Origin of the sequence: Actinomadura chibensis NBRC 106107 (assembly GCF_001552135.1) — a bacterium.
Taxonomy (GTDB): Bacteria; Actinomycetota; Actinomycetes; order Streptosporangiales; family Streptosporangiaceae; genus Spirillospora; species Spirillospora chibensis.
The window spans coordinates 1-19110 of record NZ_BCQP01000014.1 but is presented as its reverse complement, the minus strand read 5'-3'; the positions used below and the strand labels follow the sequence as shown (position 1 = coordinate 19110).

The following is a 19110-nucleotide window of genomic DNA, read 5'->3' as shown; positions in this document are numbered from 1 at the left end:
CGGCGGAACCGCCCCCCGCGACCCTCACGAGCGTGCCTTCGTCAACCGTGCCACCCGAGCAGGCGCCGCCGCCGGACCGGCGGCCGTCCGCGCTGCGCCGCCTCACCGGCGGGCTCGCGGGCGCCGCCGTCGTCATCGCCGTCATCACGGTCCTCGCGCGGCTCGCCGGGTTCGGACGCACCTACGCCTTCTCCCAGACGGTCACCACGTCGTGCCTGAGCCAGGCCTACTTCACCTCGACGCAGTTCCCCAGCATCGTCTACGAGATCGTCGCGGGCGGCGCGCTCGCCAGCATGGTCGTGCCGGTGCTCGCCGGGCCCGCCGAGCGCGGCGACCGCGAGGAGGTCCGCCGGATCGGGTCGGCGCTGCTCACCTGGATCGTCGTGCTGATGGTCCCGCTGTCGGCGCTGATGGCGCTCGGGTCGCGTCCGATCATGGAGGTGCTGGTCGGCGCCGACCTCAAGGGCTGCTCCCGCGCCGACATCGTGGACGTCGGGTCGTTCATGCTCGCCATCCAGTCGGCGCAGATGGTGATGTACGGGATGGCCGTCGTCCTGTACGGGCTGCTCCAGTCGCACCGCCGGTTCGTCGCGCCCGCGCTGGCGCCGCTGATGTCGAGCCTCGTCGTGGTCGCCGCCTACGTCGTGTACGCGCCGCTCGGCGAGGGCCACGAGAACGACCTCGCGGGCCTGCCGCTGGACGCGGAGCTGACCCTGTCGGTCGGGACGGCGCTCGGCGGCGTCGCGATGGCCGCGACCGCCGGGGTCGCGGCGTGGCGGCTGCGGCTCGGCCTGCGCCCGTCGCTGCGCTTCCCGGACGGCGTGGCGCGCCGCGTCCGCCGCCTCGCCCTCGCCGGGCTCGCCACGGTCGCCGCGCAGCAGTTGTCGGCGCTGCTCGTCGTCCGGCTCAGCTACGAGGGGACGGGCGGCGCGCTCGCCAACTACCAGTACGCGTGGGCGATCTACCTGCTGCCGTGGGCGATCCTCGCGGTGCCGATCGCGACGAGCGCGTTCCCGATGCTGTCGGCGCGGATGAGCGCGGGGGAGCGGGACCGGTTCGACCAGGTCACCGCGTCCACCACGCGCGCGGTGATCCTCGTGTCGTGCGCGGGCGCGGCGGCGCTCGCGGCGGTCGCGGCGCCGATCGGCGCGGTGTTCAACCCCGGCCATCCCGACCAGCAGGACGTCCTGACCCGCGCCGTCCTCGCGTTCGCGCCCGGCCTGCTCGGCTACGGGCTCGTCGCGCACCTCGGACGCGTCCTGTTCGCCTGCCGCAAGGGGCGGATGGGCGCCGCCGCCGTCGTCACCGGCTGGGTCGTCGTGATGGTCGCCGACGTCGCGCTGGTGCTCGCCGCCGACCGGCAGTGGGTCGTCGCGGCCCTCGGCGCCGGGAACGCCGCCGGGATGACCGTCGCGGGCGCGCTGCTGCTCGGCACGCTCGTCCGCGCGCGGGGCGCCGCGTCCGTGGCGGGGATCCCGCGCGCGCTGGCGGCCGGGCTCGCGGGCGGCGCGGCGGGCGGCGCCGCCGGGTACGCGACCGCCGCGCTCCTCGGGACGGGCGGCACCGGCCCGGCCGCCGAACTGCGCAACGTCGGGACGGGCGCGCTCGCCGCGCTCGCCGCCGCCGCCGTGTTCGCCATCGTCGCGTTCGTGATCGACGGCCGGGACCTGCGGGCCGTCCTCAGCCGGAAGGTCACCCGCCATGCCTGACACCCCCGCCGCCACCGGCGAGCAGGACCTCGACGGGCTGCGCGTCGCGCTCGTCCTCGGCACCAGCGCGGGCGGCGTCGGACGGCACGTCCGCTCCGTCGCCGGGGGCCTCGCCGGACGCGGCGCCCGCGTCCTCGTGTGCGGGCCCGCGGCGACCGAGGAGCTGTTCGGGTTCGCCGCGGCCGGCGCCCGCTTCGCCGAGGTCGACCTCGCCGACCGGCCGCGCCCGCTGAGCGACGCGCGGGCTGTCGCGCGGCTCCGGACGCTGCTGCGCGACGCGGAGGTCGTCCACGCGCACGGCCTGCGGGCGGGCGCGCTCGCGGCGACGGCGTGCGCCCGGGTCGCGCCGGGCCCGCTGCGGTTCGCGAAGGGCGGGCCGCCGCTGGTCGTCACGCTGCACAACGCGGTCATCGCGGGCGGCCGGACCGCCGCCGTGTACGGGGCGCTGGAGCGGGTCGTGGCGCGCGGCGCGGCGGCCGTCCTCGGGGTGTCGCCCGACCTGGAGCAGCGGATGCGGACGCTCGGCGCCCGGTCGGTGGGGCACGCGATCGTCCCGGCGCCCCCGCCGCAGGCCCCGCCGGGCCCGGCCGCCCGCGCCGACGTCCGCGCCGAACTGGAGGCGGGGGAGCGCCCGCTGATCGTCACGGTGGGGCGGCTCGCCGACCAGAAGGGCCTGCCGACGCTGCTGGACGCGGCGGCCGGCTGGGCCGCGCGCACCCCGCGGCCGCTCGTCGCGATCGCGGGCGACGGCCCCCTGGAGGACGAACTGCGCGCCCGGATCGCCGCCGAGGACCTGCCCGTCCGGCTGCTCGGCCGCCGCTCCGACGTCGCCGCCCTGCTCGCCGCCTGCGACGTCGCCGTCGTGCCGAGCGTGTGGGAGGGGCAGCCGCTGGTCGTCCAGGAGGTCCTGCGGGCGGGTCGGCCGCTCGTCGCGACCCGGGTCGGCGGCATCCCCGGCATGGTCGGCGCGGCGGACCGCCCGGCGGGCGGCGGCGCGGGCGGCCCGCTGCTGCACGGCCCGGAGAGCGAGGCGGCGCTGCTCGTCCCCGCCGGGGACGCGGACGCGCTGGAACGGGCGGTGAGCCGCGTCCTCGACGACCCGGCGCTCGCGGCCCGGCTCGGCTCGGCCGCCGCGCACCGGGCGGCGGAGCTGCCGGACGAGTCCGACGCCGTCGACCAGCTCGCCGGGCTCTACCGGCGCCTGGCGCGCGGCGAGCGCCCCTAGCGGCGGGGCCGGGAACTTCTCGCCCGCCGCCGGCGTTGGTGGAGGAATGGAGGGGAGTATCCCCACACACGGTCCCCGTCAGTACGGTCGTCCCATGTCGGCCCGGGTTCCGCGGCCTGCGCACGCGTAGGCGGGAGAGACCTCCAGCGCTCGTTCACGTCCGCTGGAGGTGTTCACCTTGTCCGTCTCCCCATTGGTGTGGGTGCTGACCATCGCGGGGATCCTCGCCGTCATCGCCGCCGACCTGTTCGTCATCCACCGCAACGACACGCGCGAGTTCACGACGCGCAGGGCCGCGTTCTGGTCGGCGGTCTACATCGGCCTCGCCGTCCTGTTCGGCATCGGCGTCTGGGCCTTCTCGGGCGGACGGTACGCCGCCGAGTACTTCGGCGGCTTCGTCACTGAGAAGAGCCTCAGCGTCGACAACCTCTTCGTGTTCATGGTGATCCTGGCGCGGTTCGCCGTCCCGAAGCAGGCCCAGCACACGGTGCTGATGGCGGGCATCGTGATCGCGCTGCTGCTGCGCGGCGCGTTCATCGCGGTCGGCGCGGCGGCGATCTCCACCTTCACGTGGGTGTTCTTCATCTTCGGCGCGTTCCTCGTCTGGACGGCGATCGGCCTCGTCCGCGGCGGGGACGAGGACGAGTTCAAGGAGAACGCGCTGCTGCGCTGGGCGAAGCGGGTCGTCCCGACGTCCGACGAGTACCACGGCACCCGGTTCCTCGCCCGCGCCGCCGGTGGCCGCCGTATGCTCACCCCGCTCGCCATCGTGATGATCGCGATCGGCTCCACCGACGTGCTGTTCGCGCTCGACTCCATCCCCGCGATCTTCGGGCTGACGACCGAGCCGTACCTGGTCTTCACCGCGAACGCGTTCGCGCTGATGGGGCTCGTCCAGTTGTTCTTCCTGCTCGGCGGGCTCACCGACCGGCTCGTCTACCTGGCGCACGGGCTCGCGTTCATCCTCGGCTTCATCGGCGTGAAGCTGATCCTGCACGCGCTGCACGAGTACGGCGTGGGCTGGGCGCCGGACATCCCGATCTGGCTGTCCCTCGCCGTGATCGCCGGGACGCTCGTCGCCACCACGGTCGCGAGCCTCGCCGCCGGGCGCCGGTCGTCCGGCGGGGCCGCGCTCGAGCGCGCGGACGACGCGGGGACACGCGCCGAATAAGCGCTCGGGTATCGCGCCACTCGACCGAACCCTGTTCTAGAATCTTGGTCAAAGAGGGTTCGGAGAGAGGTTCGACGCATGGCCATCGGGCTGACCGAGGAGCACGAGGCGCTCGCCGATTCGGTGCGCGGGTTCGCCGAACGCAACATTCCGGCGACGGCCGTCCGGGCCGCGCTGGAGGCGGACGAGGAGGCGCGGCCCGGGTTCTGGCCCGCGCTGGCCGACCAGGGCCTGCTCGGGCTGCACCTGCCCGAGGAGCACGGCGGCCAGGGCTACGGCCTGCTGGAACTGGCCGTCGTGCTGGAGGAGCTCGGCCGGGCCGCCGCGCCCGGCCCGGTCCTGCCGACCGTCCTCGCGAGCGCGGTGATCGACGCGTCCGGGAACGCCGGGGCGCGGGCGGGGCTGCTGCCCGGCCTCGCGGACGGCTCGCGCACCGGCGCGGTCGCGCTGGACGGCGGGCTGACCGGCCGCGCCGACGGCGACGCCCTCGTCGTGTCCGGCACGGCCGGCACCGTGCTCGGCGCGGGCCTCGCCGACGTGCTCGTCCTCCCCGTCGCGCTGGACGACGGCGTCCGGTGGGTCGTCGTGGACGCCGCCGACGTGACCGTCACCCCGGTCCCGAGCCTGGACCGGGTCCGCCGCGTCGCGTCCGTCGAGGCGTCCGGCGCCGCCGTGCCCGCCGACCGGATCCTGGACGGCGTCACCACCGCCCGCGTCCGCGACCTCGCCGCGGCCCTGTTCGGCGCCGAGGCGGCGGGCCTCGCCGGGTGGCTCGTGTCGACCGCCGCCGAGTACGCGAAGGTCCGCGAGCAGTTCGGGCGCCCGATCGGGCAGTTCCAGGGCGTCAAGCACAAGGCGGCCCGCGCGCTGATCGCGCTGGAGCAGGCCCGCGCCGCCGCCTGGGACGCGGCCCGCGCCCTCGACGAGGACGCGGCCGACGCCGGTTTCGCCGCCGCCGTCTCCGCCGTCGTCGCGGTCGACGCGGGCGTCCGGACGGCCCGCGACGCCATCCAGATCCTCGGCGGCATCGGCTTCACCTGGGAGCACGACGCGCACCTCTACCTGCGCCGCGCCTCGACGCTGCGGGCGCTGCTCGGGCCCGCGGCGGGCTGGGCGGGCGAGGTCGCCCGGCTCGCCCTCGCGGGCGGCCGCCGCGAGGTCGTCCTCGAACTGGACGACGACGCGCGCCCCCTCCGCGAGCGGGTCCGCGCCGAGGTCGCCGAACTCGCCGCGATCGAGGAGAAGTCCGCGCTGCACGCCCGGATGGGCGACGAGGGCTGGACCGCACCGCACCTGCCGAGGCCGTGGGGACGCGAGGCGGGGCCGGTCGAGCAGATCCTCATCCAGCAGGAGCTGCGGGCCGCCAAGGTCAAGGGCCCGAACCTCGGGATCGGCGCGTGGCTGACGCCGTCCCTCATCCGCTACGGGACGGACGAGCAGAAGGAGCGCTTCCTGCGCCCGACGCTGCGCGGCCAGATCGTGTGGTGCCAGCTGTTCTCCGAGCCCGGCGCCGGGTCCGACCTCGCGTCGCTGTCGACGAGGGCCGAGCGCGTCGAGGGCGGCTGGCGGCTCACCGGCCAGAAGATCTGGACGTCCCTCGCCCAGCACGCCGAATGGGGCTTCTGCGTCGCCCGCACCGATCCCGCCGCGCCCAAGCACGACGGCATCACCTACTTCATCGTGGACATGAGGGCCGAGGGCGTGGACGTCCGCCCGCTGCGCGAGCTGACCGGCGACGCGCTGTTCAACGAGGTGTTCCTGGACGGCGTGTTCGTCCCCGACGAGCACGTGGTCGGCGAGGTGAACCGGGGCTGGCAGGTCGCGCGGAACACGCTGTCCAACGAGCGGGTGTCGCTGTCGACCGGCGGCGGGCTCGGCATGGGCGTCCCCGAGCTGCTGAAGTTCTACGCCGGGCGGGACGTCGACGAGGCCGGCGCCGCCGAGGTCGGACGGCTCGTCGCGCAGGGCCAGTCGATCGACCTGCTCGGCCTGCGCACGACGCTCAAGCAGTTGAACGGCGTGGAGCCGGGCGCCGAGGCGAGCGTCCGCAAGCTCCTCGGCGTCCAGTTCAACCAGGACGTCGCGGACCACTGCTGGGCGGCGCAGGGCGCGGCCGCCGCCACCGAGGTCCCGCTCGCCGAGAGCGGGATCATGGCCCGCGCGATGCTGTTCAGCCGCGCCATGACGATCTACGGCGGCACCACCGAGGTGCAGCTCAACATCATCGGCGAGCGCATCCTCGGCCTTCCGCGGGACCCCGAGCCCGGCAGATGACGGTCAGCGCGGCCGGAAGGTGTAGCAGACGTAGATGACGACGATCGCGGTGAGCGTGATGAAGAGACCGGCGAGGCCGCCGTTGACGACCGCGATGGCGCTCAGCGGGATCGCGGCGAGCAGCGACAGGACGGCCATGAGCAGCGCGTGGTCGCGCTCGCCGCGGCGCGGCTCGGGCGCCCGCTTCGGCCGCGCCCGCGGCGCGGCGCGCGAGTCGAAGACCTCCTCGATGCGGTCGACGACGGTCTCGATGAAGGCGTCGTCATAGTCCGGGCCGAGCTCGCGCCGGGCCGCCATCGCCGCGGCGAGGTCCTCGCGCGGCAGCCGTGGGGTCGTCATGATCCGGTTATAGGCAACGGCGCGCCCCGCGCGCGTCACCCGGCGGGGCGAACCGCGGGCTACCCCGGAGGTAGCACGCGGGCCTCGCATAAACTGCCGGTCCGTCCGAGATCGTCCCGGAGGTCCGTGTGAGCCGTCCGATCGACGGAACGTTCGCTTCGCCCGCCGACGCGGGACGCAGGCTCGCCGAGGTCCGCTACCTCGCCGACGAGGCGATCGCGACGACCGTGTACCTCGCGCAGGCGCTCGGCAAGCCGCTGCTCGTCGAGGGCCCGGCCGGGGTCGGCAAGACCGAGCTGGCGAAGGCGGTCGCGGCGGCGACCGGCGCCAAGCTGATCCGGCTCCAGTGCTACGAGGGCCTGGACGAGGCCCGCGCGCTCTACGAGTTCAACTACAAGAAGCAGCTCCTCGCCATCCAGGCCGCCCCGGCGGACCGGGCCTGGCAGGAGACCCACGACGACATCTTCTCCGAGGAGTTCCTGCTGGAGCGGCCGCTGCTCGCGGCGATCCGGCGGGCGGAGCCGACCGTCCTGCTGATCGACGAGGCGGACAAGGCCGACGTCGAGGTGGAGGGCATGCTCCTGGAGGTCCTGTCGGACTTCCAGGTCACGATCCCCGAGCTCGGGACGGTCGCCGCCGTCCGCCGCCCGTTCGTGGTCATCACCTCCAACGCGGCGCGGGAGCTGTCGGAGGCGCTGAAGCGCCGCTGCCTCTACCTGCACCTCGACTACCCGGCGGCGGAGCGGGAGCGCGACATCGTCCTCGCCCAGGTGCCGGGGATCGACGCGGAGCTGGCCGAGCAGATCGTCCGGACCGTCGGGACGCTGCGCGACCTGGAGGTCAAGAAGGCGCCGTCGATCGCGGAGACCGTCGACTGGGCGCGGACCCTGCTCGCCCTCGGCCTGGACGCGCTGGACGAGGCGGCCGTCGCCGGGACGCTCGGGGTCGTGCTGAAGCACGTCTCCGACCACGAGCGGGCGATCAAGGAACTGGGGCTGTGACCCCGTGACCGGCTCCCTCGTCGACCGGCACGCCGGGTTCGTCGCGGAGCTGCGCCGCGCCGGGCTGCCGGTGTCGGTCGCCGAGGGGCTGGACGCCGTCCGCGCCATGCGGCTGGTCGACCTGCTCGACCGGGAGTCGCTGCGCGCCGCCTACGCCGCGACCGTGGTGAAGCGGCCGCAGCACCGCCCGACGTTCGACACGCTCTTCGACCTGTGGTTCCCGGCGGCGGTCGGGGACGGCGCGGGCGCGGCGCCCGACCCGGACCGCCCGGCGCGGACGCTGCGGGACGACGGCCGCCCCGTCCCGTCCGCGCTCGATCCTCGGGTGCGGGCGCGCCGTGACGAGCTGGCCGACCTCCTCCTGTCCGGCGACGACGCGGGCCTGCGGCGGTTCGCCCGCCTCGCCGTCGCCGAGTACGGGCGGACGCCGGGGCAGGAGTCGTGGTTCTCCGCCGGGGTGCTGCGCGCCATGTCGCCGGAGACGCTCATGGCGCGGCTCCTCGCCGCCGTCCTGGAGGGGCGCGAGCGCGGCGGCATGGCCGAGCGCGTCGCCCGCCGGACGTTCCGCGACCGGATGACCCGGTTCGAGGACCTCGTCGCGGGCGAGGTCCGCCGCCGCATCGCCGAGGACACCGGCGTCGAGCGGACGGCCCGGCTCGCCGTCCGCCCGCCGCCGGAGCGGCTCGACTTCGCCGCCGCCGGACGGGCCGAGCTGGCCGCGCTGCGCCGCGAGGTGCACCCGCTGGCCCGCAGGCTCGCGGCCCGGCTGGTGCAGAAGCAGCGGCAGGGCAGGCGCGGGAGGCTCGACTTCCGCCGGACGGTCCGCGCGTCCCTCGCCACCGGCGGGGTGCCGCTGACCACCCGGCACCGGCCGCCCCGCCCGCACAGGCCCGAGCTCGTGATCCTGTGCGACGCGAGCGACTCGGTGTCGGCGTTCGCGCACTTCACGCTGCTGCTCACGTTCGCGCTGCGGGAGCAGTTCAGCAAGGTCCGCGCGTTCGCGTTCATCGACGCCACCGACGAGATCACGAAGTACTTCGCGCCGGGCGCGGACGTCGCGGACGCGATGGCGCGGATGGCCGCCGAGGCCGACCTCGTCTGGATCACCGGCCGCTCCAACTACGGCCACGCCTTCAAGGTCTTCGACGAGCGGTACCGGGACGCGATCACCCCGAAGACGTCCCTGCTCGTCCTCGGCGACGCCCGCTCCAACTACGGCGAGCTGTCGCTGCCCGTCCTGCGCGCGATGGCGGGGCGCGCCCGGCACGCGTACTGGCTCAACCCCGAGCCGCGCGTCCAGTGGGACACCGGCGACTCGGCCGCGTCCCCGTACGGGGAGATCGTCCCGATGTACGAGTGCCGCAACCTGGCGCAGCTCACCGCTTTCATCGAGGAGCTCGCCTAGCGCTCCTTGATCGCCATCATGAGCCCCGCTCCGGCGACGGCCACGGCGGCGGAGACGAGCATCGCGACGTTCGCGCCGTGGGCGAGGCCGGACGCGCCGCCGCCCGGCCCGGTGGCGATGGCGCCGACGACCGCGACGCCCACCGACGCGCCGACGTACCGGGCGGTGTTGTTGGCGCCCGAGCCCATGCTCGCGCGGTCGGCGGGGACGCTCCCGACCGCGAGCCGGGCGAGCATCGCGTTGGCGAGCCCGCTGCCGATCCCGGACAGGACGAGCCCGGGGACGAGCCGCCACCAGTGCCCGTGCGGGCTCATCCCGAGCATGGCGAGCTCCCCGGCGGCGCTGAGCGCGAGGCCCGCGCCGAGCAGCCGCCCGGCGGGCAGCCGGGACGGGAGCCTGCGGGCCTGCAGCGCGGCGGCGAACGACAGCCCCGACCAGATCGCGAGGACCAGCGCCGACGCCAGCGCGGACAGCCCGAGGACGAGCGTCATCAGCGTCGCCAGGTAGCTCATGATCCCGATGACGGCGAGCCCGGTGACGAGCGCCCCGACGATCGACAGCTGGAACGCCGGGCGGCGGAACAGCCCGAGGTCGAGCATCGGCTCGCGGCGCCGCGCCTCCACGGCGGTGAACGCGGCGAGCAGTGCGGCCGCCGCCGCGAACAGCCCGAGGACGGACGGGCGCGTCCAGCCGAGCCGCCCCAGCGTGATCGCCGCGACGAGGGCGCCGATCCCGAGGACCATGGTGAGCAGGCCCGGCAGGTCGAGGCCGCGCGGCCGGGCGGCGCGGGACTCGGGCAGCCGCAGCGCCGCGAGGCCCACCGGCGCCGAGGCGGCGGCGCACACCCAGTACCAGAGCCGCCAGCCGCCGATCTCGGCCAGCCCGGCGGACGCGATCGGGCCGAGCGCGATCCCGAGCCCGAGCATCGCGCCCCACACCCCGGTGGCGTGCGCCCGGCGCGGACCCGGCTCGAACGCCGCGGCGATGATGCCGAGCCCGGTCGCGAGGAGCGCCGCGCTCGCCGCCCCCTGGACGATCCGCGCGCCGACGAAGAGCGGGGCGTCCGGCGCGAGCGCGCAGACCACGCTCGACGCGGCCAGCGCCGCAGCGCCGAGCACGAACACGCGCCTGCGGCCGTGGTCGTCGGCGAGGCTCCCGACGGCGAGCAGCGCCGCCGCGAGGCCGAGGCTGATCGAGCTCATCAGCCAGATCTGGGCCGTCCCGCCCGCGCGCAGGCCGCGCGCGGTGTCGGCCAGCGTCGCCATCGGCGCCGTGTAGTTCATCAGGGCGAGCAGCGTCGCGGCGGCGGGGACGGCCAGCGCGGCGGACGGGCCGGACGCGCGGCGCGCGGCCCGGGTCGGCGCCAGAGTCGTCATGCGGAACTCCAAGTTCAGTGAACGAACCGAATGGGACGACCGTAGCACGAGCGGTTCGGTCATTGAACCGGCGATCGGATAATGTGGTCCACATGGCACTCGGCAAGGACTACGCCGCCCAGGACTGCTCCCTCGCCCGCGCCCTGGAGGCCGTGGGCGAGCGCTGGACGCTGCTGATCATCCGGGACGCCTTCTACGGCGTGCGCCGCTTCAGCGACTTCCACGTCCACCTGGACATCCCGCGCGCCGTGCTGTCCGCGCGCCTCCAGTCGCTCGTCGACACCGGCGTCCTCGCCAAGGACGGCCACGACTACGTCCTCACCGACATGGGCAAGGAGCTGTGGCCCGTCGTCCACACGCTGGCCCGGTGGGCCGAGACGCACCTGTCCGCCGAGCCGTCCCGCGTGTTCGTGCACGTCGCCTGCGGCACCCGCGTCGGACCCGACGGGACGTGCGGCGCCTGCGGCCGCGCCGCCCCGCCGGAGGAGCTGGAGATCCACGCGGGGCCCGGCGTCCGGCGGCGCACCGACCCGGTCAGCCGCGTCCTCCGGACGCCGCACCGGATGCTCGACCCCATCCGCACCTGAGCCGGCCGGGACGGCCGTGACCCGTGACCCGCTCGTCACGGAGTGAGCAAGACCTCCCCGGGGGCGGCGTCCCCGGACGGCGAGACGGGCGATATGACCGGCTAATCTGCACGCTCATGGACACCGGCCAGGCGGACCCCGCCCCCGACCCGCCCGCGCGGCGGCGGCGGACCGTGCTCGGCCCCCTGTGGCGGTTCATCGACGGCGCCCCGGACGACTCGCGCGCCAGGATCGCCCGCCGCGCCCGGATCCTCGTCACCGCCGCCACCGGACTCGCCAACCTCGTCGGCGCGCTCGTCGTGCTGGCGTTCGCCGTCGTCGTGCCCGACCCGGTCGGCCCCGTCTCCGACCGGCTCCAGCTCTTCAACCTGGCCGTCTTCACCGCCTACGTCGCCGCCGCGCTGCCGGTCGGGCTCGTCCTCGGCGAGCGGTTCTTCCGCCGCGTCCGGCGGCTGGTCGAGCGGCACGACGAGCCGGACCGGCACGAGCGGTCCCTGCTGCTGTACGGGCCGTTCCGGCTGATGGCCGTCCACCTGACGCTCTGGGGCATCGGGACGGTCGGCTGGGTCGCGGTCAACGCGCCGTTCTCCGGCCTCCTCGCGATCAAGCTCGGCCTGACGAGCCTGCTCGGCGGTCTCACCACCTGCACCGTCGTGTATCTGCTGACCGAGCGGCTGCTCCGGCGCGCGGTCACCACCGCGCTGCGCAGCGAGCTACCGCGCCGGACCGGGCTGCCCGGCGTCGTCGCCCGCTCGGTGCTCGCCTGGGCGCTCGGCACCGGCGTCCCGATCCTCGGGCTGATCACGCTCGCGGTCGGGTCGTTCCTGATCGCGCGGATCACCGTCCGGGACTTCGCGTTCGCCGTCCTCGCGCTCGGCGGCATCGCCCTGGTCGTCGGGTTCGGCGTCACCTACGGCGCGGCCCGCGCCATCGCCGACCCGGTCGAGTCGGTGCGGGTCGGGCTGGCCCGGGTCCGGCGCGGCGACCTCGACGTCGAGGTCCCCGTCTACGACGGCAGCGAGGTCGGGCTGCTCCAGGCCGGGTTCAACCACATGGCCGCCGGGCTCCGCGAGCACGAGCGGCTCCAAGACCTGTTCGGCCGCCAGGTCGGCGAGGACGTCGCCCGCGTCGCCGTCGAGCGCGGCATCGACCTCGGCGGCGAGCTGCGCGAGGTCGCGGTGCTGTTCGTGGACCTGATCGGCTCGACCCGGCTCGCCGCCGAGCGCCCGCCCGCCGAGGTCGTCCGGCTGCTGAACGCGTTCTTCGCCGTGGTCGTCGAGGTGGTCGGCGCGCACGGCGGCTGGATCAACAAGTTCGAGGGCGACGCCGCGCTCGCCGTGTTCGGCGCGCCCCTCGACCTCGACGGCGCGCCCGGCCGCGCCCTCGCCGCCGCGCGCGAGCTGGCCGGGCGGCTGCGCGCGGACGTCCCCGAGCTGCGCGCCGCGGTCGGCGTCTCGGCGGGCGAGGCCGTCGCCGGGCACATCGGCGCCGAGGAGCGCTTCGAGTACACCGTGATCGGCGACCCGGTGAACGAGGCGGCGCGGCTCACCGACCTCGCCAAGACCACCGAGGGGCGGGTGCTGGCGTCCGGGTCGCTCGTCGCCCGCGCCGACCCCGGCGAGGCCGCCCGCTGGACCCTCGACGGCGAGGTCACCCTCCGGGGCCGCACCGAGCCCACCCGGCTGGCGTCGCCGCGCGGCCGGGCGGCCGTCCCGTCCCGCGGGGCCTAGGACGTGCCGAGGGTGGCGCCGTTCAGCGTCGTGTAGAACGGCGAGTCGGCGAACCGGGAGCCGCGCTCCTCGCCGATGTAGACGTCCGCGTGGTTCTGGCCCCCGTAGCCGGGACGGAAGAGGTCGGTGACCGTCCAGCGGGCCTTCTGGAACCTCTCGCACACCTCGCGCTCAAGGGGGCGTCCGCCGCCCTCCCGGCCGCACTCGATGATCGCGAACCGCTGGTCGCGCGCGAGCACCGACTTGTCGGCCGCCGCCGACGACCACGCCCGCAGCGGACGCCCCCGCGAGTCGCGGGTCGTGTCGTCCAGCCAGAAGCCGACGCTGTGCGACCAGTTCAGGTACCGGCCGCGCTGCGGGCCCGCCGTGATGCGCCCGCTGCCCTCGGTCTGGATCACCTTCAGGAAGTCGGCCGGGTACGAGCCGAGCGGCGTCTTTCCGTGCGAGCAGTGGAACTTGGCGCAGCCGCGCACCGCCTTGCGTTTCCCCCGGTAGAGGCTCTCCAGCGCCGTGTAGTACGTGGTGATCCGCCAGCCGCCGGGACGTCCGAGCGGGACCGGCGCCACCCGCTCGGGCAGCGGCGACTCCGGGGCCTCCGGGGTCTCCGGCGGCGAGACGGCGACGGGCGGGGACGCGGAAGGCGCGGAGGGCGCGGTCGGCGGCGGGGCGCCCGCGCCCTCGGCGTCGCGCCCGCAGCCCGCCGCGACCGCGCACGCCGCGCACAGCAGGAGCGCGAGCGGTGCCCTGCGCCGCATCGCACCCCCTCGGTCGGGCTCGGTCGGGACGGCCGTTCCGCCAGGGGGAGACTAACCCGTCCCGGTCAGTGCCCGCGGGCGATCCACTCGTCCAGGTGCGGCGCCTCGGCGCCGATGCTGGTCGCGTCGCCGTGGCCCGTCCGGACCTCGGTGGCGGCCGGGAGCGTCAGGAGCCGGTCGCGGATCGAGGCGATGATCGTCGGGAAGTCGGAGAACGAGCGGCCCGTCGCGCCCGGCCCGCCGTTGAACAGCGTGTCGCCGGAGAACACGATCCCGAGCCCCGGCGCGTGCAGGCACACCGCGCCGGGGGAGTGGCCCGGCGTGTGCAGGACGGTCAGCTCCGTCCCCGCGACCCGGATCACCTGGCCGTCGGACAGCTCGCCGTCCGGGTCGGTGCCGGGATGGCGCCGCTTCCACAGCATCAGGTCGTCCGGGTGCAGCAGGACGGGCGCGCCCGTGCGGGCCCGCAGGTCGGGCGCCGCGTCGATGTGGTCGTCGTGCCCGTGCGTGGACACGATGGCGAGCAGCCTCCGGTCGCCGACCGCGGCGGCGATCGCGTCCGCGTCGTGCGCGGCGTCGATGACGATCGCCTCGGCGTCGTCCCCGACGATCCAGACGTTGTTGTCGACGTCCCACGTCCCGCCGTCGAGGGAGAACGTCCCGGACGTGACGACCCGGTCGACGCGCGCCGCCGCCATCAGAGAACCACCACCGAGCGGAGGACGTCGCCGTGGTTCATCTTGTCGAACGCGGCCTCGACGTCGTCCAGCCCGATCGTCTCGGACACGAACGCGTCCAGGTCGAGCCGCCCCTGCAGGTAGAGGTCGATGAGCATGGGGAAGTCGCGGGACGGCAGGCAGTCGCCGTACCAGGACGACTTCAGCGACCCGCCGCGCCCGAACACGTCCAGCAGCGGGAGCTCCAGCTTCATCTCCGGGGTGGGGACGCCGACGAGCACGACCGTCCCGGCGAGGTCGCGGGCGTAGAACGCCTGCTCGTAGGTCTCCGGGCGGCCGACCGCGTCGATCACGACGTCCGCGCCGAACCCGCCGGTCAGCTCCCGCACGGTCGTGACGACGTCCCGGTCGGCGGCGTCGACGACGTGCGTGGCGCCGAGCGCGGACGCGGTGGTGAGCTTGCGCTCGTCCAGGTCGACCGCGATGATCGTCGCGGCCCCGGCGAGCCGCGCGCCGAGCACCGCCGCCGCGCCGACGCCGCCGCAGCCGATGACCGCGACCGAGTCGCCGCGCCCGACGCCGCCGGTGTTCAGCGCCGCGCCGAGCCCGGCCATCACGCCGCAGCCGAGCAGCCCGGCCACCTCCGCCTTCGCCGCCGGGTCGACCTTCGTGCACTGCCCGGCGGCCACGAGCGTCTTGTCGGCGAACGCGCCGATGCCGAGCGCGGGCGACAGCTCGGTGCCATCCTCCAGCGTCATCTTCTGCTGGGCGTTGTGCGTGTCGAAGCAGTACCAGGGGCGTCCGCGCAGGCAGGCGCGGCACTGCCCGCACACCGCCCGCCAGTTCAGGACGACGAAGTCGCCGGGCGCCACCTCGGTCACCCCGTCGCCCACGGACTCGACCGTCCCGGCGGCCTCGTGCCCGAGCAGGAACGGGAACTCGTCGTTGATGCCGCCCTCGCGGTAGTGGAGGTCGGTGTGGCAGACCCCGCACGCCTGGACCCGGACGACCGCCTCGCCCGGCCCCGGGTCCGGAACGACGACCGTCTCGATCCGCACCGGCTGCCCCTTGCCCGGTGCGACCACCCCGCGTACCCGCTGCGCCATGCTCCCCGCCTCTCCGTTCGGCCTTCCCCGACCCTATATTTCCCGTCCTCGGGAAGCGGATCGGACTACCTCGGCCCGGCGAGGGCGCCCCGCGCGCGGTGGTTCAGCGGCCCGCGGTGAAGTGGATGGCCCGGAGCCGGTCGGCGGCGTCGCGGTCGAGGACGGTGACGCCCGCCGCGGGCGGGGGCGGGTCGCCGTCCCGGGCCCGGTCGACGATCGGGCCCCAGCGGCGGCAGTGCCGGGCGAACGCGGCGGACGTGACCGCCCGCCCCCGCGCGACCTGCCCCGCCCGCGCCGTCTCCGGGTCGACGTCGATGAGGATGAGGTGCAGCCGGTTGCCGCGCCGCCGCGCCAGCCACGCGAAGCAGTACAGGACGTGCGGCCAGGTGCCGCGCGTGTGCGCGACGACGCCGTGCCCCGCGAGGATCGCGCGGCCGATGCGCCACACGTGCGTCGCGTGGACGAGCGGCGTCCGCAGCCGGACGGGCAGCGGCCGCAGGAACCGCGCCCACCAGTTCCGCGACTGGCGCGAGTCGATCACCCGGACGTCGCCGGCGGGCACCGGGGACGTCTCGTCGCCGCGCAGCCCGTACAGGCGGTCGAGCAGGGTGCTCTTGCCGGCCCCCGGAAGCCCGGCGACGAGCACCAGGGAGCCCGCCGGATAGCGCAGCGCGGGACCCGGATCGGGATCGTGGCGTTCGCGGATGGTCGTCTCCCGGTGTCGGCCCCCGTGTCGAGTGCTTTGGCCAACGAACGCCCCGGTCCGCTTGTTCCGGCCGGCCCGCTCCGGTGGTCCGGTCTCCGACCCGCGGTGTCACCAGCCCCGGGCGCGCCACTGGGGGAGGGAGGGGCGCTCGCGGCCGAGCGTCGAGTCCTTGCCGTGGCCGGGGTAGAACCAGGTGGCGTCCGGGAGCCGGTCGAACACGCGCTCCTCGACGTCGGCCAGCAGCCGCTTGAACCGCGTCGGGTCGCCCCAGGTGTTGCCGACGCCGCCGGGGAACAGGCTGTCGCCGGTGAACAGGTGCGGGCGGTCGGCCAGCTCGCCGCCCGCGTCGTACAGCAGCGCGATCGAGCCGGGCGTGTGCCCGCGCAGGTGGATGACGTCGAGCGTCGCCCGCCCGACGCGGACCGTCGCGCCGTGCTCGACGGGCTCGGCGACCGGCTCGGGCAGCGGCTCGGCGTCCCGGGGGTGGGCGACGACGGGCGCGCCGGTCGCCCGCGCCACCTCGCTCAGCGCCTGCCAGTGGTCCTGGTGGCGATGCGTGGTGACGATCCGCGCCAGCGGGCCGTCGCCGATCAGCTCAAGCAGCCGGGACGCCTCGTTCGCCGCGTCGATCAGCAGCTGCTCCCCGGTCGCGGTGCAGCGCAGGATGTAGGCGTTGTTGTCGTACGGCCCGACCGCCACCTTCGTGACCCGCAGGCCGGGCAGCTCCCGGACGTCGGGCCTGCCGCCGACTTCGACGTTCCCGGTGTAGGTCATGGGTCCTCCCCGTCGCTGGTGCGGAGACCATCTTCCATCATCGGCCGCCGCGCCCGCCCCGCCGCCCGGTGCCTCAGCCGGAATGGGTCACCAGACGCAACCGAACCGTGCGCCCGGGGACGGAAATCCTTTTCCCACCGCCGCACCATGGACGTGGAAAGATCAGGACATGCGGGAGGACGGTGAAAGGTTTGGTGATCGAGGTCCGTCCCGGCCCGGACCGGGACAAGCCGGACAACGAGCGCGTCGCCGCGGGGCCGCCCGCCGGGGAGCGGCCGGACGAGCTGCTCCAGCACGCCTGCACGCTGGTCCGGCTCTGCGGCCGGGACTCCGCCGTCGCGGCGGTGTTCCTCGCGCTGGTGCTGGCCGGGACGGCGTCCCGGCTCGCGGCCGGCGCGCCCGGGCCCGCCGCGCTGGCGCTGCTGCCGGTGCTGGCCGCCGCGTTCGCCGTGTCCGCGGGCTACGCGGTCCGGTCCCGGCGGACGCTCGTGGCCGTTCTCTCCGAGGTCCGCGGCCGGACCGGCGCGCCGCTCGACCCGGCCGCGCCGTGGACGCCGTTCGGCTCCGCGGCGGCGCTGGACGCCCGCGTCCGCGACGCCGAGCTGCGCCGGCTGCTGGCGGCGGCGCACCGTTGCGGCGAGCTGTCCTGGCAGGCCGTCGCGTGGGCGGCGGCGACGTCGGTGCTGTTCCTGTTCTGGACGCTGGCGGCGTCGATGGCGTGACGGGAGGATGACCGGGTGATCGACCACGGCCTCGACGACGGCCGGGCCGGCGGCGCGGCCCCGCGCTTCAGCCTGGACGTCCGGCCGGGCAGCTTCTGGGCGCGGCTCGCCCCGACCGACCGGCAGGCGCTGCGCGCGATGGGGCGGCGCACCGACATCCCGCCCGGCGGCATGCTGTGCCACCAGGGGTCGGTCTCGCCCGCCGTGTACGTGGTGTTCAAGGCGTCGCCGCGGGCGGCGAGCAACGCGGTCGCCAAGGAGTTCGTCGACTCCAGCGACGGCGACGAGTCGATCATCGACCTGTTCGGCGCGGGGGACCTCGTCGGCGTCCTCGGCCCGTGGGGGCACCCGCAGCGCGGCACGGTCGCCGCGCTCGACCACGTCGCGGCGCTGCGCGTGGACCGCCGCAAGTTCCGCAGCCTGCTCGCCGCCAGCCCGCAGGTCGCCGAGGCCATGATGCACGCGATCTCGGAGAGCGTCACCTTCGGCGGGCGGCGGCACGCGGTGCGGGCCGCCGACCACCCGCAGCGGCTCGCCTACCACCTGCTGGAGCTCGTCCACCGGTTCGGCGAGCCCGCGCCGGGGGAGGGCGTCCGGGTGCCGCTGCGGCTGAGCCAGGCGGAGCTCGCGAACTGGGCGGGGATCTCGCGCGAGACGCTCGTCCGCTGGTTCCGGCTGTGGCGGACCAAGGGCATCCTCGACCGGCGGCCGCGGCCGCTGACCGTCCTCGACGTCGAGCGCCTGCGCCGCGCCGCGAGCCCGTGGGGGGACGAGTGGCCCGCCGCCGAGCCGGAGGCGGCCCCGGCGCGTCCCGAGCCGGGGGAGGACGCGGGGATCGCCGCCCGCCAGCCGGTCCGGCTGGAGGACGGCCGCGTCGACGGCCGGGCGGGCGGCCGGGCCGCCGAACGCCAGCCGCGGGTCGTCCGGCTGCCCGCCGACAACCCCTACTTCGCGGGCCGGACGGTCAGCCTCGGCAAGCTGGACCTGCTGGTCGGCCAGTCGCAGTGGCCGCGCGCGGTGATCGTCCAGGGGATGGCCGGGGTCGGCAAGACGACCCTCGCGGTGCACTGGGCGCACCGGGTCGTCGACCGGTTCCCCGACGGCGTCCTGTTCGCCGACCTGCGCGGCACCGCGAGCGGCTCGGTCACCCCGGCGGAGGCGATGGGGCAGGTGCTGCGCGCCGCGGGCGTGCCCGGCGACCAGCTCCCGCGCGCCGAGGCCGAGCTCGCCGCGCAGTGCCGGTCGCTGCTTGCCGACCGGCGGATGCTGCTGATCCTCGACAACGCGGCGCGGCCGGAGCAGATCAGGCCGCTGCTGGCGGCGGCGACGTCCGGGCTGGTGGTGGTGACGAGCCGGCGGCGGCTGCCCGCGCTGCTGGAGGGCGCCGACGTCCGGACGCTGGAGCTGCGCGAGATGGCGACGCAGGAGGCCGTCGACCTGATCTCCAACGTGCTCGGCCCGGGGGACGCCCGCGTCCGCGACGAGGACCGCGCCGTCGTCCGGCTGGCCCGCGAGTGCGGGCACCTGCCGCTGGCGCTCGGCGTCATGGCGGG

Annotated in this window: 17 protein-coding genes; 10 read left to right on the top strand and 7 right to left on the bottom strand. The window is 75.7% G+C overall.

What is annotated here, in order from left to right; all coding sequences use genetic code 11:
- Positions 1-32 precede the first annotated feature (32 nt).
- The 4 genes from murJ (at position 33) to ACH01S_RS08150 (ending at position 6379) form a co-directional block, all read left to right on the top strand.
- Positions 33-1709: a murein biosynthesis integral membrane protein MurJ gene (murJ, locus tag ACH01S_RS08165; RefSeq protein WP_246237164.1), complete on the top strand. Its 1677-nt coding sequence runs from the start codon at positions 33-35 to the stop codon at positions 1707-1709.
- Positions 1702-2934, top strand: a complete 1233-nt coding sequence (locus tag ACH01S_RS08160) for a glycosyltransferase family 4 protein (protein WP_174564866.1) — start codon at positions 1702-1704, stop codon at positions 2932-2934. The genes murJ and ACH01S_RS08160 overlap by 8 nt, the downstream gene beginning before the upstream one ends.
- A 178-nt stretch (positions 2935-3112) precedes the next feature.
- Positions 3113-4105, top strand: coding sequence for a TerC family protein (locus ACH01S_RS08155; RefSeq protein WP_067887279.1), 993 nt, complete (start codon positions 3113-3115; stop codon positions 4103-4105).
- A gap of 78 nt (positions 4106-4183) precedes the next feature.
- On the top strand, positions 4184-6379 hold the full coding sequence (locus ACH01S_RS08150) for an acyl-CoA dehydrogenase family protein (RefSeq protein WP_067887276.1): 2196 nt from the start codon (positions 4184-4186) through the stop codon (positions 6377-6379).
- A gap of 3 nt (positions 6380-6382) precedes the next feature.
- Here the strand turns inward: ACH01S_RS08150 and ACH01S_RS08145 are convergent, their stop codons facing one another.
- Positions 6383-6718, bottom strand: a complete 336-nt coding sequence (locus ACH01S_RS08145) for a hypothetical protein (protein ID WP_067887272.1) — start codon at positions 6716-6718, stop codon at positions 6383-6385.
- Positions 6719-6846: 128 nt separating this feature from the next.
- Here ACH01S_RS08145 and ACH01S_RS08140 point away from each other — a divergent pair, with 128 nt between their 5' ends.
- Together ACH01S_RS08140 and ACH01S_RS08135 are read left to right on the top strand one after the other, a co-directional pair.
- Positions 6847-7719: an AAA family ATPase gene (locus ACH01S_RS08140; protein WP_246237163.1), complete on the top strand. Its 873-nt coding sequence runs from the start codon at positions 6847-6849 to the stop codon at positions 7717-7719.
- Positions 7720-7723: 4 nt separating this feature from the next.
- On the top strand, positions 7724-9124 hold the full coding sequence (locus ACH01S_RS08135) for a VWA domain-containing protein (RefSeq protein ID WP_067887269.1): 1401 nt from the start codon (positions 7724-7726) through the stop codon (positions 9122-9124).
- On the opposite strand, the gene ACH01S_RS08130 is transcribed toward ACH01S_RS08135, so the two are convergent.
- Positions 9121-10500 carry an MFS transporter gene (locus tag ACH01S_RS08130; protein ID WP_067887305.1) on the bottom strand — a complete coding sequence of 460 codons (1380 nt, stop codon included), beginning with the start codon at positions 10498-10500 and terminating at the stop codon, positions 9121-9123. The genes ACH01S_RS08135 and ACH01S_RS08130 overlap by 4 nt on opposite strands.
- Before the next feature lie 92 nt (positions 10501-10592).
- Between ACH01S_RS08130 and ACH01S_RS08125 the strand changes: the two genes are divergently transcribed.
- Both ACH01S_RS08125 and ACH01S_RS08120 read left to right on the top strand, forming a co-directional pair.
- Entirely contained in the window at positions 10593-11087 is a 495-nt protein-coding gene (locus ACH01S_RS08125; protein ID WP_067887266.1) for a winged helix-turn-helix transcriptional regulator, read from the top strand.
- Between the two features lie 116 nt (positions 11088-11203).
- Entirely contained in the window at positions 11204-12817 is a 1614-nt protein-coding gene (locus ACH01S_RS08120; RefSeq protein ID WP_067887263.1) for an adenylate/guanylate cyclase domain-containing protein, read from the top strand.
- On the opposite strand, the gene ACH01S_RS08115 is transcribed toward ACH01S_RS08120, so the two are convergent.
- The 5 genes from ACH01S_RS08115 to ACH01S_RS08095 form a co-directional block, all read right to left on the bottom strand.
- Positions 12814-13572, bottom strand: a complete 759-nt coding sequence (locus ACH01S_RS08115; RefSeq protein WP_067887260.1) for a hypothetical protein — start codon at positions 13570-13572, stop codon at positions 12814-12816. The two genes, ACH01S_RS08120 and ACH01S_RS08115, sit on opposite strands and share 4 nt — an antisense overlap.
- A gap of 65 nt (positions 13573-13637) precedes the next feature.
- Entirely contained in the window at positions 13638-14270 is a 633-nt protein-coding gene (locus ACH01S_RS08110) for an MBL fold metallo-hydrolase (RefSeq protein WP_067887257.1), read from the bottom strand.
- Complete coding sequence (locus tag ACH01S_RS08105; protein ID WP_067887254.1) at positions 14270-15355, bottom strand: S-(hydroxymethyl)mycothiol dehydrogenase; 1086 nt, start codon at positions 15353-15355, stop codon at positions 14270-14272. The genes ACH01S_RS08110 and ACH01S_RS08105 overlap by 1 nt, the downstream gene beginning before the upstream one ends.
- Positions 15356-15458: 103 nt before the next feature.
- A complete protein-coding gene (locus tag ACH01S_RS08100) occupies positions 15459-16001 on the bottom strand; it encodes an ATP-binding protein (protein ID WP_246237162.1) in 543 nt (180 codons plus the stop codon).
- 168 nt (positions 16002-16169) lie between these two features.
- Positions 16170-16835 carry an MBL fold metallo-hydrolase gene (locus ACH01S_RS08095; RefSeq protein ID WP_067887248.1) on the bottom strand — a complete coding sequence of 222 codons (666 nt, stop codon included), beginning with the start codon at positions 16833-16835 and terminating at the stop codon, positions 16170-16172.
- Positions 16836-17026: 191 nt separating this feature from the next.
- On the opposite strand from ACH01S_RS08095, the gene ACH01S_RS08090 reads away from it, so the two are divergent.
- Positions 17027-17557: a hypothetical protein gene (locus tag ACH01S_RS08090; RefSeq protein ID WP_148344728.1), complete on the top strand. Its 531-nt coding sequence runs from the start codon at positions 17027-17029 to the stop codon at positions 17555-17557.
- Between the two features lie 15 nt (positions 17558-17572).
- Positions 17573-19110, top strand: a 1538-nt coding sequence (locus tag ACH01S_RS08085) for a helix-turn-helix domain-containing protein (protein ID WP_157406271.1), incomplete at its 3' end; no start/stop codon positions are given.

Excerpts from the sequence above, each read along its gene's own strand:
- ACH01S_RS08150 (WP_067887276.1), top strand. The coding sequence starts at position 4,184 with ATGGCCATCGGGCTGACCGAGGAGCACGAGGCGCTCGCCGATTCGGTG.
- ACH01S_RS08110 (WP_067887257.1), bottom strand. The coding sequence starts at position 14,270 with ATGGCGGCGGCGCGCGTCGACCGGGTCGTCACGTCCGGGACGTTCTCC.
- ACH01S_RS08115 (WP_067887260.1), bottom strand. The coding sequence starts at position 13,572 with ATGCGGCGCAGGGCACCGCTCGCGCTCCTGCTGTGCGCGGCGTGCGCG.
- ACH01S_RS08105 (WP_067887254.1), bottom strand. The coding sequence starts at position 15,355 with ATGGCGCAGCGGGTACGCGGGGTGGTCGCACCGGGCAAGGGGCAGCCG.
- ACH01S_RS08145 (WP_067887272.1), bottom strand. The coding sequence starts at position 6,718 with ATGACGACCCCACGGCTGCCGCGCGAGGACCTCGCCGCGGCGATGGCG.
- ACH01S_RS08095 (WP_067887248.1), bottom strand. The coding sequence starts at position 16,835 with ATGACCTACACCGGGAACGTCGAAGTCGGCGGCAGGCCCGACGTCCGG.
- ACH01S_RS08160 (WP_174564866.1), top strand. The coding sequence starts at position 1,702 with ATGCCTGACACCCCCGCCGCCACCGGCGAGCAGGACCTCGACGGGCTG.
- ACH01S_RS08120 (WP_067887263.1), top strand. The coding sequence starts at position 11,204 with ATGGACACCGGCCAGGCGGACCCCGCCCCCGACCCGCCCGCGCGGCGG.
- ACH01S_RS08125 (WP_067887266.1), top strand. The coding sequence starts at position 10,593 with ATGGCACTCGGCAAGGACTACGCCGCCCAGGACTGCTCCCTCGCCCGC.
- ACH01S_RS08130 (WP_067887305.1), bottom strand. The coding sequence starts at position 10,500 with ATGACGACTCTGGCGCCGACCCGGGCCGCGCGCCGCGCGTCCGGCCCG.